Annotated in this window: 18 protein-coding genes; 7 read left to right on the forward strand and 11 right to left on the reverse strand. The window is 68.0% G+C overall.

Translation table 11 applies throughout. The features are described from left to right. Positions 1–18 precede the first annotated feature (18 nt). From lptB to J7U37_RS07040, 5 genes are all read right to left on the reverse strand, one after another. On the reverse strand, positions 19–819 hold the full coding sequence (gene lptB, locus J7U37_RS07020) for an LPS export ABC transporter ATP-binding protein (RefSeq protein ID WP_244477003.1): 801 nt from the start codon (positions 817–819) through the stop codon (positions 19–21). Positions 820–890: 71 nt separating this feature from the next. Continuing rightward, complete coding sequence (locus tag J7U37_RS07025; protein WP_247635257.1) at positions 891–1,607, reverse strand: LptA/OstA family protein; 717 nt, start codon at positions 1,605–1,607, stop codon at positions 891–893. A gap of 71 nt (positions 1,608–1,678) precedes the next feature. After that, entirely contained in the window at positions 1,679–2,452 is a 774-nt protein-coding gene (locus J7U37_RS07030; RefSeq protein ID WP_247635258.1) for a lipopolysaccharide-assembly, LptC-related protein, read from the reverse strand. 219 nt (positions 2,453–2,671) lie between these two features. Further along, positions 2,672–3,298, reverse strand: coding sequence for a ribonuclease H-like domain-containing protein (locus J7U37_RS07035; RefSeq protein WP_247635259.1), 627 nt, complete (start codon positions 3,296–3,298; stop codon positions 2,672–2,674). Between the two features lie 189 nt (positions 3,299–3,487). After that, entirely contained in the window at positions 3,488–3,865 is a 378-nt protein-coding gene (locus J7U37_RS07040; RefSeq protein ID WP_247635260.1) for a helix-hairpin-helix domain-containing protein, read from the reverse strand. Between the two features lie 405 nt (positions 3,866–4,270). Between J7U37_RS07040 and rpmF the strand changes: the two genes are divergently transcribed. After that, positions 4,271–4,459 (forward strand): 50S ribosomal protein L32, encoded by a 189-nt coding sequence (gene rpmF / locus J7U37_RS07045; protein ID WP_056187853.1) that lies wholly within the window; start codon positions 4,271–4,273, stop codon positions 4,457–4,459. Between the two features lie 138 nt (positions 4,460–4,597). Here rpmF and J7U37_RS07050 read toward each other — a convergent pair whose 3' ends face one another. Together J7U37_RS07050 and phaR are read right to left on the reverse strand one after the other, a co-directional pair. After that, positions 4,598–4,744, reverse strand: coding sequence for a hypothetical protein (locus J7U37_RS07050; protein WP_156634229.1), 147 nt, complete (start codon positions 4,742–4,744; stop codon positions 4,598–4,600). 270 nt (positions 4,745–5,014) lie between these two features. Beyond that, positions 5,015–5,662, reverse strand: a complete 648-nt coding sequence (phaR, locus tag J7U37_RS07055) for a polyhydroxyalkanoate synthesis repressor PhaR (protein ID WP_056485845.1) — start codon at positions 5,660–5,662, stop codon at positions 5,015–5,017. 313 nt (positions 5,663–5,975) lie between these two features. Between phaR and J7U37_RS07060 the strand changes: the two genes are divergently transcribed. Both J7U37_RS07060 and phbB read left to right on the forward strand, forming a co-directional pair. Next, a complete protein-coding gene (locus tag J7U37_RS07060; RefSeq protein ID WP_056187861.1) occupies positions 5,976–7,157 on the forward strand; it encodes an acetyl-CoA C-acetyltransferase in 1,182 nt (393 codons plus the stop codon). 187 nt (positions 7,158–7,344) lie between these two features. Further along, positions 7,345–8,073 (forward strand): acetoacetyl-CoA reductase, encoded by a 729-nt coding sequence (gene phbB, locus J7U37_RS07065; RefSeq protein ID WP_247635261.1) that lies wholly within the window; start codon positions 7,345–7,347, stop codon positions 8,071–8,073. Between the two features lie 108 nt (positions 8,074–8,181). On the opposite strand, the gene J7U37_RS07070 is transcribed toward phbB, so the two are convergent. From J7U37_RS07070 to J7U37_RS07085, 4 genes are all read right to left on the reverse strand, one after another. Then, on the reverse strand, positions 8,182–8,742 hold the full coding sequence (locus tag J7U37_RS07070; RefSeq protein WP_247635262.1) for a c-type cytochrome, methanol metabolism-related: 561 nt from the start codon (positions 8,740–8,742) through the stop codon (positions 8,182–8,184). Positions 8,743–8,821: 79 nt separating this feature from the next. Further along, positions 8,822–9,322 (reverse strand): cupin domain-containing protein, encoded by a 501-nt coding sequence (locus tag J7U37_RS07075; RefSeq protein WP_247635263.1) that lies wholly within the window; start codon positions 9,320–9,322, stop codon positions 8,822–8,824. A 22-nt stretch (positions 9,323–9,344) separates the two neighbouring features. Continuing rightward, positions 9,345–10,139 (reverse strand): hypothetical protein, encoded by a 795-nt coding sequence (locus J7U37_RS07080; protein ID WP_247635264.1) that lies wholly within the window; start codon positions 10,137–10,139, stop codon positions 9,345–9,347. Next, the gene (locus J7U37_RS07085) at positions 10,139–10,450 is read right to left on the reverse strand and encodes a hypothetical protein (protein WP_247635265.1); all 312 of its coding nucleotides are present in this window, start codon (positions 10,448–10,450) and stop codon (positions 10,139–10,141) included. The genes J7U37_RS07080 and J7U37_RS07085 overlap by 1 nt, the downstream gene beginning before the upstream one ends. A 336-nt stretch (positions 10,451–10,786) precedes the next feature. Here J7U37_RS07085 and J7U37_RS07090 point away from each other — a divergent pair, with 336 nt between their 5' ends. From J7U37_RS07090 to J7U37_RS07105, 4 genes are all read left to right on the forward strand, one after another. Beyond that, positions 10,787–13,726 carry a phosphoenolpyruvate carboxylase gene (locus J7U37_RS07090; protein WP_247635266.1) on the forward strand — a complete coding sequence of 980 codons (2,940 nt, stop codon included), beginning with the start codon at positions 10,787–10,789 and terminating at the stop codon, positions 13,724–13,726. A 235-nt stretch (positions 13,727–13,961) separates the two neighbouring features. Continuing rightward, positions 13,962–14,576 carry a ribosome-associated translation inhibitor RaiA gene (gene raiA, locus J7U37_RS07095; protein WP_247635267.1) on the forward strand — a complete coding sequence of 205 codons (615 nt, stop codon included), beginning with the start codon at positions 13,962–13,964 and terminating at the stop codon, positions 14,574–14,576. A gap of 118 nt (positions 14,577–14,694) precedes the next feature. Then, the gene (gene ptsN, locus J7U37_RS07100) at positions 14,695–15,162 is read left to right on the forward strand and encodes a PTS IIA-like nitrogen regulatory protein PtsN (RefSeq protein ID WP_056187880.1); all 468 of its coding nucleotides are present in this window, start codon (positions 14,695–14,697) and stop codon (positions 15,160–15,162) included. Then, positions 15,159–15,506 (forward strand): hypothetical protein, encoded by a 348-nt coding sequence (locus J7U37_RS07105; protein ID WP_244477004.1) that lies wholly within the window; start codon positions 15,159–15,161, stop codon positions 15,504–15,506. Before ptsN ends, J7U37_RS07105 begins: the two co-directional genes overlap by 4 nt. The last annotated feature ends 25 nt before the right edge of the window (positions 15,507–15,531 follow it).

The following is a 15,531-nucleotide window of genomic DNA, read 5'->3' on the forward strand; positions in this document are numbered from 1 at the left end:
CCCGGAGCGAGGGCGTGCCTAGAGGCGAAAGTCTTCGCCGAGATAGAGGCGGCGCGCTTCGGGGTTAGCCACGATCTCTTCCGGCGTCCCCTCGGTCAGAATACGGCCGGAATGGGCAATGTAGGCCCGGTCGATCAACCCGAGGGTTTCGCGCACGTTATGGTCGGTGATCAGCACACCGATGCCGCGCTGCTTCAGGTGTTTTACCAGATCCTGGATATCGCCCACCGCAATGGGATCGATGCCCGCGAAAGGCTCGTCGAGAAGCATGAAGCTCGGTGAGGAGGCCAGCGCCCGCGCAATCTCGCAGCGCCGTCGCTCGCCCCCCGAGAGCGCGATCGACGGCGACTTGCGCAGGCGCGCGATGTCGAACTCCTCAAGCAGCGATTCGAGCTTGCGACCGCGCTCCTTGCGGTCGGGCTCGACCACTTCGAGCACGGCGCGGATATTGTCCTCCACCGTCAGGCCGCGGAAGATCGAAGCCTCCTGCGGGAGATAGCCGATGCCGAGGCGGGCGCGCTGATACATCGGCAGCCGGGTGATCGGCAGTCCATCGAGGGTGATCGTGCCGCGATCCGCCGTGACGAGACCGGTGATCATGTAGAAGATCGTGGTCTTGCCGGCGCCGTTGGGGCCAAGCAGGCCCACCGCCTCGCCGTTGCGGACGGTCAGGCCAGCCTCGTGCACGACGGTGCGGGCGCCATAGCTCTTGCGCAGCCCGCGCACGCAGAGGATGCCGGGGCCGCCCCCCTCCTCGGCAATGGCGGCGGCCTCCGCTGCACGGCGGCGCGCGCGTCCACCGAAGAGGCGACCGAACAAGGACGTCGGGCGCCGTGCGTCCGCACCTTCAGAGGAGCGCTCCGCCAGGGCGGGCGCCGGTGCTGCGGCACTCAATTCGTCTGAGCCCGGGGCTTGCCGGCGGGCTTCTCGGCGGATGCTTCCGTGGGCTTGTCAGCGGAGGCTTTATCGGCAGACGGCCTATCAACCGGCGGCTTCGCGACGCGCCCGGCGATGGGAGCCTGCGAGCATCCTTTGCCCTTGGCGCCGTCCTCCTTCTGCGGAACCAGCAGCGCCGAAACGCGCCCGCCCGCCACAGGGTCCATGTTTGCCCGGCCGGTGGCCATGTCATAGACGAGGCGCGAACCCCGGGTGACGTTCTGGCACTGGCTCAGGATGACGTTTCCGGTAACCACGATGCGCTTGGCCTCCTGATCGAACACGGCGTTGTCGCCGGTGGCGATCTGGTCCTTCTGCACCACCGTGACCGGGCCGGCGCATTCCACGCGCTGGATGCCGTTCTCGTTCAGGCCGGCGGCGCGCTCGGCCTGGCTCGCGGTCTCGGCCGCAGCCTGTGCCGGCTCCTTCTTGTCCTTGCCGCGCTTGTAGCGCACCGTCATGCTGGAACAGCGGATGGTGCTGTCGCCCTGGACCGCCACGACGTTGCCGGCGAAGATCGCCTTGTTCTCGCGGTCGAACACGTCGAGACGGTCCGCGTCGATCTTGATCGGCTCCTTGCCGCCGCCCCCGAGACTGCCCAGGGGAGAGGCGGTCTTCTCCTTGCGGGGAGAAGCGGGCGCCGTTTGCGCGGAGGCGCTGCTTGCGAGCATGACGGTCACGACGGACAGGGCAAGGAGGCTTGCGCGCCGGGGCAGGCCGGCTCGGGTCGCCGCAGACTGCGTCACGGACGACGCCCCCCGTCTTCCGGCTCGGCCGACGTCGTGCGGACGCGCGCCGCCCGATCGTTCAAGCGCGCGACCTGCAACGCATCGCCGGAGGCTTCGGACTTGTCCTGCTGATGCAGGACCGTATGCACGTTGCCGACGAAGGAGATCACGTGCCCGCTGTCGATCACCTCGAGGGAATCGGCCACGATGGTGCCGCTCGGCATTGAGACCTTGACCGTGTCACTCGACTTGACGCTGCCGGCCTTGAAGTCGACGGCGGCGGTCTTCAGACGAACTTCCTCGCCCTTGTCGGTCCAGAGGCGGATATCGCGATCGAGGTTCAGCGACTCGCGCGACGAATCGAACACGCCGGCGGCGGCTTCGAGGTGGAGGAGGCCCCCCTTGTCGTCGGTGTTGAGCTGGCCCTTCATCGCCTGAAGCTCGATCACGCTGGGCTTGCGCACATCCTGAAAGGCGGCGGTGGCGGTCACCTCGTAGCCCCGGTCACCCTTGCGGAAGCCCGACAGCCGGGGGTTCTCCATCTTCACCTTGCTGCCCGACAGGCTGACCTGACCCATCGACACGTCCGGCAGGCTGGAACCGAACGGATTGAACAGGGTGACGACCGCGAGCGCCAGAACGGCGGTTCCAGCGGCCAGGGGGATGATTCGGCGCAGGGCGAGCACATGGCTGCTGTGGCTGCGCGCACGCGCATGGGCGCGAGTCCGGCGCGCATCCGCGCGACCCTCGTTCGTCCGCCCCGTCTCGATCGCCGCGCCCACCTGCATGACATTCCCAACATCGTGCCCCGGCGGCGTCGGCACTCGCGAGGGGCGCGCCGCGGCTGGGTCGGCCGCCGGATGCCCGGGGGCGGTGGCGAAGTTATGACGGGAAGCTTGCCAAAGCATCAAGCCTCCGGCCGATCGATCGTCGGAATGAAGCCGGGTGCCACCGCGAAGATGTGCGGCGGCGCACGACCACCGTCACACGGGCACTCAGACAGGCATTCAGGTATGCGCGAAGATGTCGGCCTCGGCCCAGCCGGCCAGATCGAGGCGAGCACGGGTCGGCAGGAAGTCGAAGCAGCTTCTGGCGATCTCGGTGCGCCCCTCCCGCTCCAGCATCGCGTCGAGGCGCGACCGTGCGGCGTGCAGGTAGAGCACGTCGGACGCGGCATAATCCACTTGCGCCTGGCTGAGGGTGTCTGCCCCCCAATCGGAGGATTGCTGCTGCTTGGAGAGATCAACGCCCACGAGTTCCCGGACGACGTCCTTCAGCCCGTGTCGGTCGGTGTAGGTGCGGGCCAGCTTCGAGGCGACCTTGGTGCAGTAGACCGGCGCGGGCATGACCCCGAGACCATGGAACAGCACGGCGAGGTCGAAGCGTGCGAAATGGAAGATCTTCAGGGTGGCGGGATCAGCGAGGACGCGCAGGAGCGTCTCGGCCGCCGGGTCTCCGGGAATGATCTGGACCACATCGGCGGTGCCATCGCCGCGCGAGATCTGAACCACGCACAGCCGGTCGCGATGCGGGTTGAGGCCCAGCGTCTCGGTGTCGATGGCGATGGCCGGGCCGGCGACGTAATCGGCTGGCAGGTCGCCGCGATGCAGGCGGATGGCGGGATGCGGCGGCATGGCGGACGGGCTTCTGCGCTGGGATCTGTGGCGGGCCAAGAACGGCGTTTTCGAGCGGTGTTTTCGCGTGTGATCCCCGGCGCCTACCACCCGCTCCCGCCCCCGACAAGGGAGGCCCACAGGGGTGAGACGGACAAACAATCCAGGATGTGCACGCGGCGCGCGACACGAGGCGCGCCGCGCCGGCCGCTACTTCTGTTTGGCGATGACCTTGTCCTTGATGCCGTCATAGGCGTTCTGCGGGATGATCTTCTTGGACAGCAACTCATCCTTGCCGCGATAGGGACGGCCCTTGATGATGGCGGCGGAACGGGCCGCGCCGATGCCCGGCAAGGCGTCGAGTTCGGCGGCGGTGGCGCTGTTGATGTCGATCAGGGCGGCCTTGTGCGCGGCAGCGGGGCTCTCGACGGTAGGCGCCTTCGGAGCGGTGGGCGCGGTCGGCGCCATCGTCTTTGGCGAGGGCGAGGGCGAGGGCGAGGGCATGGTCGGGCTCGGCGTTTGGGCCAGAGCAGGGCCGGCGGCCAAGCACGTCAGCACAGCGAGGGTACGTAGCAGGGATGAGGACATGGACGTCTCCCGAAAGCATCGCTCTCCGCGCGATGCGGCAGCGACCCTGCTTCCGGAATAGAAGTCCCAAGTTGAACCGCAGCTTAAAGTCCTCGCGCGCGTTCAGGCTCGGATCGAACTCGGATCGAAGGGGCGACCGGGCAGAAATCCCGACCGGGTCAGGCTGTATAGCGGCTTGTCTTGGCGAACGCTTGAGAGCTTCACCGTGCGGATGTCGGTCAGGAGGTTCGGCACGCGCGGTCGCCGTCGAACCGGGGTCGGTCTCTTGCGCCGGACCGCTCTAGCCAGAAGCGGCGTCTGGCGTTATAGAGCCGCCAGCGAATCTCCGTTTGACCACGGTGCCGAGGCGGCTTTCCCCAGGAAGTCGCGCCAGCGGTGCCTTTTTTGCCGTACAGGACTCTTCCGATGGCCGTTCCGAAGCGAAAGACCTCCCCCTCGCGTCGCGGCATGCGCCGCTCCGCCGACGCCCTCAAGGCCCCGACCTACGTCACCGACAAGGATTCGGGCGAGCTGCGCCGTCCCCATCACATCGATCTGAAGACGGGCATGTACCGGGGCCGTCAGGTCCTCAAAGTGAAGTCCGCAGAGGCCTGAGCTTCGCGGGACGCCAGACGGGCGCCCGACGGACGGCGATCGATTGCGACGCTTAAAAGCCGAGACCCCTATCAGCGGGTCCGGCTTTTTTCGTTGCGCGGGCCACCTTCGGCCGTGTGCCCGATTCGGAAGAACCTGTCAGGCGCGGCGTGCCGCCTCGGCGTAACGGGCTGCGGCCGAGCGCGTGCGCTCGATGCGGGAAGGGCGCAGGGTCGGCTCCGTGCTCACGATCAACTGAGCGAGGAACCCTGCCATGGGGCGGGCAGGGATGGGACGCAGGCTCAACGGGGCCGAATCGTCACGGCCGGCAATCACGAGGAGATCCCGGCGCGTAAGCGTTCCGTCGTCGGGGGGCGACTTTGATTCGGGGCGCTCCATGGCATCCATTCCCCGCGCCCGCGCGGCGCCTGGGAACAGAAATGGTCGACGTTAAGGGTTCGTCAACCTTCCCTCCGGCCGAAGCGGCGCGGAAGACTACGCGCCACGGCCGACACGGGAATCGGGAATTCGCGAAACCAGGCGTGATGGCAGGCGTGGAGGGCGTCTCCGGCGCGCCTACTTCTTGGCCAGATCCTCGAGGCGCGACTGCATCTCCGCCATCTGGCGCTTGAGGTCATCGAGATCCGTGCCGGCTCCGGCCTGCGAAATCGTGCTCGAGGACGTCGTGCTCGGAACCGGGACGTTCGCGCCGGACTTGCCGGCCGAAGAGGGGTGCGTTCCCATGCCCGAGAGCGGGCCGGTGCCGAAGGCGGTGAACATCTTCATGGCATCGCCGAAGAAGCTCATGTTGGCGCGGACCTGCTCTTCCATCGCGCTCTGGAAGGCCGTCGGCGCGAAGCTTTGGGTCATCTTCTCGCGAAGGCCCTCCTGGTCGCGAGCGAAGTTCGCCATCGAGAATTCAAGGAAGCTCGGCACCATGGTGCGCATGCTGTCGCCGTAGAAGCGGATGAGCTGGCGCAGGAAGGCGACCGGCAACAGATTGTCGTCCCCGGCCTTGTTCTCCTGCTCGAAGATGATCTGCGTCAGCACCGAACGCGTGATGTCGTCGCCGGAGCGCGCGTCGTAGACGAGAAAATCCTCGCCGTTCTGGACCATCGTCGCCAGGTCTTCGAGGGTGACGTAGGTGGACGTCCCGGTATGATAGAGGCGCCGGTTGGCGTATTTCTTGATGACGGTGTGATTGGACTTGCCGTTATCCGCCATCTCTGGGCGCCTCTCCCAACACGTTCGTGCCCACACGCGATCTTGACGAAGCGGCTGGGACCAGTGCCCGATCTCGCGGCGCACAAGTTCATCTTAAGGCGTTCGCGTGCCGACGAAAACAGCAATTTACCGCTCATCCCGCGGAATACCACGCATCGACGTGTTCGCTGTTACGGTAGGCCCCTGAAACAACTCCTGGATGCCTTGACTTCGCGAGGTCGACGGCTTTCATCCGAGGGAACGGCACAAAGGCGCCCACGCTCAACCCAGGAGCGTCAAGGGAGCGCCTGGCCGGGATGAGGAGAACGTCACCATGGCAGCAGAAGATATCGTCATCGTCGGCGCGGCACGCACCGCCGTCGGTTCGTTCGGCGGGGCGTTCAACACCGTGCCGGCACATGACCTCGGCGCCGTGGCGATCAAGGCCGCCCTCGAGCGCGCCGGCGTGCCGGCCGACGACGTGGACGAAGTGATCTTCGGCCAGGTGCTCACCGCCGGTGCCGGACAGAACCCGGCCCGTCAGGCGGCCATCAAGGCCGGCATCCCCGAGAAGGCTACCGCCTGGGGCGTCAATCAGGTCTGCGGTTCGGGCCTGCGCACGGTCGCCATCGGCATGCAGCAGATCGCCAACGGCGACGCCACCGTGATCGTGGCCGGCGGTCAGGAATCGATGTCGCTCTCGCCCCACGCGCAGTACCTGCGCGGCGGTCAGAAGATGGGCGACGTCAAGCTCATCGACACGATGATCAAGGACGGCCTCTGGGACGCCTTCAACGGCTACCACATGGGCCAGACCGCCGAGAACGTGGCCCAGGCCTTCCAGCTCACCCGCGAGCAGCAGGACCAGTTCGCAACCGCCTCGCAGAACAAGGCCGAAGCCGCCCGCAAGGAGGGCCGCTTCAAGGAGGAGATCGTTCCCGTGACGGTGCCGGGCCGCAAGGGCGACGTCATCGTCGACACCGACGAGTACATCCGCGACGGCGCCACCCTGGAGGCCATGGCCAAGCTCAAGCCGGCCTTCACCAAGGACGGGACTGTCACCGCCGCCAACGCCTCCGGCCTCAATGACGGCGCCGCCGCCATCGTGCTGATGTCGGCAGCGGAAGCCGAGCGCCGGGGCATCAAGCCGCTGGCCCGCATCGTCTCCTGGGCCACCGCCGGCGTCGACCCGAAGGTGATGGGCACCGGCCCGATTCCGGCCTCGCGCAAGGCTCTGGACAAGGCTGGCTGGAAGCCCTCCGACCTCGACCTGATCGAGGCCAACGAGGCGTTCGCCGCCCAGGCGCTCGCGGTGAACAAGGACATGGGCTGGGACACCGACAAGGTGAACGTCAATGGCGGCGCCATCGCCATCGGCCATCCGATCGGCGCATCCGGTGCCCGCGTCCTCGTCACCCTTCTGCACGAGCTGAAGCGCCGCGATGCCAAGAAGGGCCTCGCCACCCTCTGCATCGGCGGCGGCATGGGCGTCGCCATGTGCATCGAGCGCGTTTGAATCGATCTCCTGCGGCGGTGGTCCGGAGCGGGTGATCCAGTTTTCTTGACACCGCCGCAAATTTAAATCGGTCGCGCGACGGCCGGAACGCCAGCTAAAGCCGCGCTCGACCCACTTCGATCGTCACGCCCCGGTCGCAGGACGTTCGGTTTCGACCCAAAAAATCTTAAAATTTCTGGAGGAAATCATGGCTCAGGAACGCGTTGCACTCGTCACGGGCGGCACGCGCGGCATCGGCGCCGCCATTTCGCAGGGCCTGAAGGCAAAGGGCTACAAGGTTGCGGCCAATTACGGCGGCAACGACGAGGCCGCCAATGCCTTCAAGGCTGAGACCGGAATCCCGGTGTTCAAGTTCGATGTGGGTGATGCCGCCGCCTGTGAGGCCGGCATCAAGGCGGTCGAGGCCGAGGTCGGCCCGATCGACATCCTCGTGAACAACGCCGGCATCACCCGGGACGGTGCCTTCCACAAGATGACCTTCGACAAGTGGCAGGCGGTCATCAAGACCAACCTCGACTCGATGTTCACCTGCACGCGGCCCGTCATCGAGGGCATGCGCGCCCGCAACTTCGGCCGCATCATCCTGATCTCGTCGATCAACGGCCAGAAGGGCCAGGCCGGCCAGACCAACTACTCCGCCGCCAAGGCCGGCGTGATCGGCTTCGCCAAGGCGCTGGCCCAGGAGAGTGCCTCGAAGGGCATCACCGTCAACGTGATCGCACCGGGCTATATCGCCACCGACATGGTGATGGCGGTGGCGGAGGACATCCGCAACAAGATCATTGCGACGATCCCGGTCGGCCGCCTCGGCGAGGCCGAGGAGATCGCCCGCGCGGTGGAATATCTCGCGGCCGAGGATTCGGGTTTCATCACCGGCTCGACCCTGACGATCAACGGCGCCCAGTACATCGCCTGATCTCGAAACACAGCGAGGGCGGCGCGCGTCGCCCCCGCTGCGGCGGGAAGGGTCCCTGTCGGTTGACGTTGCTCAATTCCGAGACGCGCCCCGATCCATGGACACGCCTCAGCCCATGCAGGCGTCCTCGCGCTTCCTGAATGATTCGGATTTCGGTTCGTGCTCGGCAGGACGGCCGCGACCGATGACGCCGTCCGCCCGTGCCCGCAGGTAGACGTAGATGTCGTCGATGTAGCACATCACGTTCCGGTTATCCCCGAAGGCCGGCATCACCAGTTGCTGCGCAGAATTGACGTCCTTCTTGCCACCCGCGACGATGCCCACGAAGGTCGCGTAATCGTCGCGCTTCAGGGCCTCGACCAGGGATGGTGCATAGGTCGAACCTGCGCCGTCGGGACCGTGGCAGACGATGCAATTCGCATTGTAGCGCACGTAACCGGACATGGCCGGCCAATCGACCATCTTGCCACCCTCGGTGACGTGGTAGGTCGGCGTGCCGTCCTTGTCCGTATAGCTCCCGTCGTCAACCTTGGCCGGCTGAGTCGGACCCTCGCTCTTCAGGGACGAATGGGCGGCGGACGGCGGCGGGTCTGCCCACGCGCCCTTGGTCCCGAGCAGAAGCAGGGCCGACGCGAGCGACGCGGCGACAGGGGGAGCGGGGCGACGCATCGGGAGATTCCTGGGTTGCAACCGGAGCCCTGAAAGCGCCTTATAACGCGCCCTGGCAAGGGCCATCGGCACAAAGTTGCTACTTCTCGTTGAGGAAGTCGCGAGTGGCTCCAAGTCGAGGCGTTGGACGCCAATCCGGCGGCGCCATCTCGAAGCCGGCGAAGTCGAAGGCCGGGGAGACCGTGCAACCGACCAGCGTCCAGGCGCCCAGACTGGTGGCGGTCTGCCAATGGCCCGCCGGAACCACGATCTGCGGCTGCTGGCCTCGGGCGAGGTCCGGACCGAGATAGGCCGCCACCGCATCGTGCCCGTTGGGGCTGACCGTGAGCACGAGCGGAGCGCCCGCGTGCCAGTGCCAGATCTCGGCCGCGTCCACCCGATGCCACTCGGACACCTCACCGAGATCCAGAAGGTAGTAGATCGCGCTGCCGACCGAGCGCCCCTCGATCGTCCGGGGATCGCGAAACGTCTCGCGATAGTGGCCACCCTCCGGATGCGGAGCGAGCCCGAGGCGCGCGATCACTTCGGCGGCGGTCGGCCCCTGTCCGTTTCCGCCTTGTCCCCGTATCCCCGCACCCATCGGCATCGTCCTGAACATAGCCTCACTCGATGGCTCCCTGCGGCAGGCTGAGGCCGGGGGGCGCCTTGGCGCCGGCATTGCCGCCGGCATCCCTAGCCACCTTGGGCCGGGACTTCTTCGCGGGTTTGCCGGCCCCGTCCTTCGTCGCGACGGGTGGGCTTTTCACGGCGGGCGCCGTGCCGCATTCGCGGAAACCGAGTTGCGCCAGGCTCTGGCCGGCCTCGGAGACGATGTTCAGCGTATCCGGAAGCGGCACCGGCGTGGCGTCCCATTGGACCGGGGCACCCAGCAGCGCGCCCAGAGCCGCCGGGCTTCCGCCCCGCCGCAGGGCGAACAGGTCGGGGCCATAGGCCGTGGCGGCCTTGCCGGCGATGACCACCTCGAGCATCCGCGTCGACTCGGGCGTGAGCGGACGCAGCGGGTTCTCAACCACGACGGTCCCCGTCCGGGTGACCCAGACGGCGAAGTCCTTCGGCCCTTCGTAGAGGGCCGCCTTGGTTTCGCACAGCACGGTCAGGCCGGGAAGATTGGCCGCCGGCGTCGGCACAGCACTCGAAGCCGAAGCCGGTTCCCGAGTCGGCTCCTGAGCCGGCGGCGCGGCCGGAACGACTTCGGCTGCCGGTTTGGGCACCGGTTTCGCAGCCGGCTTGCGAGGCGGGGGCCGCTTCTTCGGCGCCGCCGCCGGCGGTGCCTCGGTTTCGGGCGCCCCGTTCGGTTCCTGTGCGCGCGTCGGTCCCGCCGTCAGCACGACGGCCACCGTCAGCAGGACGGTCGCCGGCGGAAGGACCGCCCACCGGCGCGTGCGGAAGCACACCATCAGCGAAGCTCTCGATCTCGAAGCGAAGTCTGGGGCGACGGCAATGGTCCTGGTGAATCGGGGGCCAGCGTCGGAGGGGAGGGCGTCTTCACGGCCTCGACCTCGAGGATGGTCGCGGTGCGATCGATGGGACTGGCGCGCGGCGGCTCCAGGCCGCGGATCAGCAGGTCCGCGCCATCCGCTTCGTCCAGCAGATCTTCCTCCCGCGCCATGCGCAGTTCGGGCCGGCGCGCGCGCGCCAGCTGCGCGGCCACGAGGCACCCGGAGAACAGCAGGGCGGCCAGGGCCCCCAGGATCAGGAGTGTTTCCATACCGGGTCCAGCGTTAGCCCAGGACGCGACGCGTTGCACCCTTCCGGAGCCCGTTCTTGTTCCGGAGACCCCGCGACAGCCAAGCTCGCACGCACGATCGGCTTGCCCCGGAACAGTCCTTGCGTCGCCCGCACTGATGTCAGAAAGCAGTGCCTCCCGTCCGGCCCCGCGCGCCCAGATCGGTGCCCGCAGGCACCCAGTGTTCGAGGGCGGCAACCGGGTTCGCGGCTTCCGTCGACCTGTCGACGTGGCCGTGGATCCCTCGACGTTCCGACGCCCGCGTTGTCCCAGTGCCGTATGACGCTCTCGCCCGCCCCCGAACCGCAAGGTCGATCGATGCGCCCGCATGACCTCCATCCGGCCGATGCCGCCACCGAATCCGGCCTCGCATCGCGGCGGGGCGAAGGCCTGGAACAGGATCTTCCTCTGGAGCAGGAGCTTTTGAGGCTGATCGAGGAATCGCGCGAGCAGGCGGCGGAGGATCCGTTCCGCAACCCCGTGCTCGCCGTGACGCTGGCGATCACCCGCCGCTTCGATCGGGGCGAGATCGGCGAGGACGATCTCGACGCGTTGTTCCCCCTGCTGCGGGCGCAATCCCTGGCGTCCCGGGCCGAGCGTCTGCGCGCCTATGTCGGCCTCGACCGGGATGCCGCCGCCGCATCCGACACTCGCATGGCCGCCCGTCTCGTGGCGGCGGTGCCGCATCGGCAGGGAGATTTCGAGAGCTTCCGGGATATCGTCGGACGCACCGGCTTCGCCGTGGTGTTCACCGCCCATCCGACCTTCGGCATGCCACGCGCCGTCGCGGCCCTGATCGCCCAGGCCGCCAGCGAGGTCGACAGACCGGCCCGCGCGGCGCTGGTGACGCGTGCGGCAGGCCACTCCACCCGGCCCGATCCCAAGATCAGCCTCGACGACGAGTTCGAGCAGGCCTGCGTCGCGGCCAACCACGGACGCACCGCCCTCGACGGCTTCAACGCTGCCCTGCTGGATGCGGCCCGCGCGCGCTGGCCCGACCGCTGGACCGAACTGGTCCCGAAACCCTTCGCCATCGCGAGCTGGGTCGGCTGCGACACGGACGGGCGCACCGATATCGGCTGGTGGGATACGGTGCGCTACCGCCTCGAATCGAAGCGGATGCAGCTCGACAGGGTGATGCGCGACCTGCCCCAGGTTCCCGCGACCCAGGTGGTGCGCGACCTGACGGGCGGCGCGCTCGCCGCCGTGAACCGCCAACTCGCGGTGGCGCCGCGCCTCGGCACGAAGCCGTCCCTCGAGGCGGTCCACCGCTTCGCCCTCGCGCTGATCATCGAGCGTGAGCGGGCACAGACCGATTCCGGCGCCATCCTGGCCGGACTGGCTGGAGCCATCGGCGGCCTCGACTCCGACGCCGACAAGCGCAGCGTCGCCCTCCTGCGCTCCGGCATCGCCACCCATGGGCTCTCGAACGCCCTGCCGCATTTCCGGCTCAACGCCAGCCAGATCCACAACGCGGTGCGCCGCGTGACCGACCTCGAGGGCGAGCCGACAGACGCGGCGCAGCGCCGTTCACATCTCGCCAGCATCCACGCGCTCCTCAACGACGTACAGGCGGTGGACGTGGATTTCGGGGCGCTGGCCGCCGAGCGCGCCTCGGCCGCCCGCCTGATGATGACGATCACCCAGATCCTCAAGCACGTGGACGGCTCGCATCCCGTGCGTTTCCTCATCGCCGAGACCGAGACGGGCTACACCCTCCTGGCCGCCCTCTGGCTCGCGCGGCACTACGGCATCGCCGACAAGGTCGAGATCACGCCGCTGTTCGAGACGGCCAGTGCCCTGGAACAGGGCGTCCGCGTTCTCGACGATGCCCTGCGCAACCCGCACTGGCGCCAGTACCTCAAGCGTATCGGGCGCCTTACCGTCCAGTTCGGCTACTCGGATTCCGGGCGCTATGTCGGCCAGCTCGCCGCCAGCTTCTGGATCGAGCGCCTGCGCCTGCGCATCACCGAATTGATGGTTCAGAACGACCTCACCGGGGTCGAACTCGCGATCTTCGACACCCATGGCGAATCGATCGGCCGAGGCGCTCACCCGACCTCCCTGCGCGATCGCCTCGCCTATCTGGCCCCCGAGGATGCGCGCCGGCGCAACCGGAACGCGAGCATCCGGGTGCGCCTCGAATCGAGCTTCCAGGGCTCGGATGGCTACCTGATGTTCGGCACCCTGCCGTTGGCCCAGGCGACGGTCGAGCGCATCGCCGAGCACGTCTTCGCCTTCGATGTCGCCGATGACGACAGCTTCGCCGACTACGTCCTGTCCGACCCGGCGAGCGGGGCGGACGAGACCGACGACCCGATCTACGCCGAGCCGGATTTCGCCGCCGAGTTCTTCACCGTGGTGCGCCAGGACATGGAGACGCTGGTGGACGATGCGGGCTACGCCGCCCTGCTCGGCACCTTCGGCCCGAGCCTCCTCGACCGCACCGGTTCGCGGCCCGTCGCCCGCCAGACCGATGGCGGCGGCCCGACCATGATCACCCACCCGCGTCAGATGCGGGCGATCCCCAACAACGCAATCCTGCAGCAGCTCGGCTTCCTGGCCAATTCGCTGCACGGGGTCGGCCGTGCCGCCGGTCGGACGCCGGACCTGTTCCGCGACATGCGGCGGGATTCCGTGCGCTTCTCCCGGGCCTTCCGCATGGTCCAGCACGCCGCCAGCGTTTCCGATCTCGATGTGCTGCGCGCCTATATCGACACCCTCGATCCGGCGGTGTGGCTGGAGCGTGCCCGGCGTACGCAGCGCGACGGACGGCGCGAGGAACTCGTCGTCATCGCCAACGCCCTCGACCGTCTGCGTCTGGCGCCCGACCTGCGCCACCTGTTCGGCCAACTCACCTGCGACTGGCTCAGCCTGCAGGTCGCGGCTCCCGACCTCGGGCGGATGTCGGCCCGCCTGACCCTGCTGCACGCGATCCGGCTCGCGCTGATCCACCGGATCTGGTTCCTGGCGGTGCACATCCCCGGCTTCCGCCCCCAATCGGGGATCAGCCGCGAGGCCCTGATCGAGCGCTTCCTGCGCCTTGATATCGATGGCTGCCTGACGCTGCTCGAGGACATCTTCCCGATCACACCGGACCCGACGCTGGGCCTCAATTTCGGCGAGCCTGCCGGCCCGCGCGACGTCGGAACCTACGAGACCGAGCACAGGACGCTGTTCGAGCCGATCCGGCGCAGCTTCCAGCGGGTGCGGGAGATCTCGGGCATGATCCAGCACGAGGTCGGGGCCTTCGGATAGGGCGCGGCCTCCGCAACCAGCCACGCCTGCACGCGGGGTGGGAGCCGACCCGGCTTGCTGCCCCGTTCCAACCGGTCTCCCGAGGACGCGCATCCCGAAGCCGAGGCGCCTCGATGACGGATCGACCGCCGACGATCGATCCGGGGCCGGCCCCGCGTTGACTTCTCCAGGCGAGGCTCCTTAACTCATGAGGCTCCTCAACCAGAGCGCGTCCACAACGAAAATCGGAGGGATCATGGGGGCATTGCGCGTGACGGGCCACGGCCTGGACCTTGGCGAAGCCCTGCGGGGGCGTGTCGAGGAGCGAATGGCTGCCACACTCGCGAAATACCTCGACAGCCATATGAGCGAGACCTGTTCGGGGCACGTCACCCTTCGGCGGGATGGGACCTCCTACCGCACCGACTGCGTGCTCCACCTCGTCTCGGGCCTGACCCTGGAAGCGTCCGGCGCGGCGCATGACGCCCATGCCAGCTTCGATCAGACGGCCGATCGGCTCGAGAAGCGTCTGCGTCGCTACAAGCACAAGCTCAAGGATCACGGCGCGGCCGCCCATGACGGTGCGACGGTGCAGGCGGCCTATGCGGTTTTCGCCGCACCCAGCGAGGCCGATGCGGTCGATCTCTACGAGGACGACCTGACGGATGGCGAGGCGGCACACCCGCCCGTGGTCGCCGAGAGCACCAAGACCCTGAAGCGCCACTCGGTAAGCGAGGCGGTCACTGCCCTCGACCTCACGGGCGCTCCGGTCATCGTGTTCGTTCACGCTGGCACCGGACGCATCAACGTCGTATACCGCCGCACTGACGGGGCTATCGGCTGGGTCGATCCGGCCGAGGCGGCGTCGTAGGCGCGGGGCGGGAACAGAGCCCGAACCCGCTCGATTGAGTCTCAGGGCCGCCCGGGCGGCCCGACCTTTCATGGAGTGGCGGCCGGGTCGGCTGCCGCCGACGGGGCGACGGTCCTTCATGCCAGTACTGGAATTCCTGTCTCCGGATTCCGTGGTGCCGTCCCTGCGTGTCCGCGCCAAGAAGTCGATGCTGCAGGAGCTGAGCGCCCATGCGGTGCGTCAGCTTCCGGCTTTGGACGAGCGGGAGGTGTTCGAGACCCTGCTGCAGCGTGAGCGCCTCGGCTCCACCGGTATCGGCGACGGCGTCGCCATCCCGCACGGCAAGCTTCCTGGCCTCGACCGCTTGTTCGGTCTCGTCGCCCGCCTCGAGAAGCCGGTGGATTTCGATGCTCTCGACGGTCAGCCCGTCGATATCGCCTTCCTGCTCCTGGCTCCCGAGGGGGCTGGCGCCGATCATCTCAAGGCTCTGGCGCAGGTCGCCCGGCTGCTGCGCGAACCCGGAATCCTGGAGCGCATCCGTGCCGCCCGGGATGCCAGCGCGCTCTACGCCCTCCTGACCCACACCTCGACCTCGCAGGCCGCATGAACATGCGCCTCGTACCGGGCTTCGTTTCCCTGGCCGTCGTTCTCGGACTCGCGGCCGGTCCCGTCGCCGCGGAGCCGCGCGGCGCGACCGACACCGCGTGTGCCCGTGACGTTCTCGTGGCGAGCTCGATGCAGCGCCAGGCGATCGACCAGCTCGAGCAGGCCGGCAGCGAGGCCGCCGACCAGTGTCGCGTCTGGCGCCGGCACGTGGAGACCATGCGCCGGGTGGCGAGCGTCTACGGCCGCTGTCTCTCGGGGGCCGAGCGTACGGAACGCCTCGCCCAGGTCCAGACCTCGGAGAAGGAGTTTTCGGGTCTGATCCGCAGCCAGTGCAAGGGACTGTGAAGGCCGGGACTGTAAAGGCTGAGAC

Origin of the sequence: Methylobacterium sp. 37f, assembly GCF_023093475.1 — a bacterium.
GTDB lineage: Bacteria > Pseudomonadota > Alphaproteobacteria > Rhizobiales > Beijerinckiaceae > Methylobacterium.

Bases quoted from the DNA above. Each gene is read 5' to 3' on its own strand.
- ptsN (WP_056187880.1), top strand. From the start codon at position 14,695: ATGCCAGTACTGGAATTCCTGTCTCCGGATTCCGTGGTGCCGTCCCTG.
- J7U37_RS07075 (WP_247635263.1), bottom strand. From the start codon at position 9,322: ATGGGTGCGGGGATACGGGGACAAGGCGGAAACGGACAGGGGCCGACC.
- J7U37_RS07085 (WP_247635265.1), bottom strand. From the start codon at position 10,450: ATGGAAACACTCCTGATCCTGGGGGCCCTGGCCGCCCTGCTGTTCTCC.
- J7U37_RS07040 (WP_247635260.1), bottom strand. From the start codon at position 3,865: ATGTCCTCATCCCTGCTACGTACCCTCGCTGTGCTGACGTGCTTGGCC.
- raiA (WP_247635267.1), top strand. From the start codon at position 13,962: ATGGGGGCATTGCGCGTGACGGGCCACGGCCTGGACCTTGGCGAAGCC.
- J7U37_RS07035 (WP_247635259.1), bottom strand. From the start codon at position 3,298: ATGCCGCCGCATCCCGCCATCCGCCTGCATCGCGGCGACCTGCCAGCC.
- phbB (WP_247635261.1), top strand. From the start codon at position 7,345: ATGGCTCAGGAACGCGTTGCACTCGTCACGGGCGGCACGCGCGGCATC.
- rpmF (WP_056187853.1), top strand. From the start codon at position 4,271: ATGGCCGTTCCGAAGCGAAAGACCTCCCCCTCGCGTCGCGGCATGCGC.
- J7U37_RS07070 (WP_247635262.1), bottom strand. From the start codon at position 8,742: ATGCGTCGCCCCGCTCCCCCTGTCGCCGCGTCGCTCGCGTCGGCCCTG.
- phaR (WP_056485845.1), bottom strand. From the start codon at position 5,662: ATGGCGGATAACGGCAAGTCCAATCACACCGTCATCAAGAAATACGCC.
- J7U37_RS07025 (WP_247635257.1), bottom strand. From the start codon at position 1,607: ATGCTCGCAAGCAGCGCCTCCGCGCAAACGGCGCCCGCTTCTCCCCGC.
- J7U37_RS07080 (WP_247635264.1), bottom strand. From the start codon at position 10,139: ATGGTGTGCTTCCGCACGCGCCGGTGGGCGGTCCTTCCGCCGGCGACC.
- J7U37_RS07105 (WP_244477004.1), top strand. From the start codon at position 15,159: ATGAACATGCGCCTCGTACCGGGCTTCGTTTCCCTGGCCGTCGTTCTC.
- J7U37_RS07090 (WP_247635266.1), top strand. From the start codon at position 10,787: ATGCGCCCGCATGACCTCCATCCGGCCGATGCCGCCACCGAATCCGGC.
- J7U37_RS07060 (WP_056187861.1), top strand. From the start codon at position 5,976: ATGGCAGCAGAAGATATCGTCATCGTCGGCGCGGCACGCACCGCCGTC.
- J7U37_RS07030 (WP_247635258.1), bottom strand. From the start codon at position 2,452: ATGCAGGTGGGCGCGGCGATCGAGACGGGGCGGACGAACGAGGGTCGC.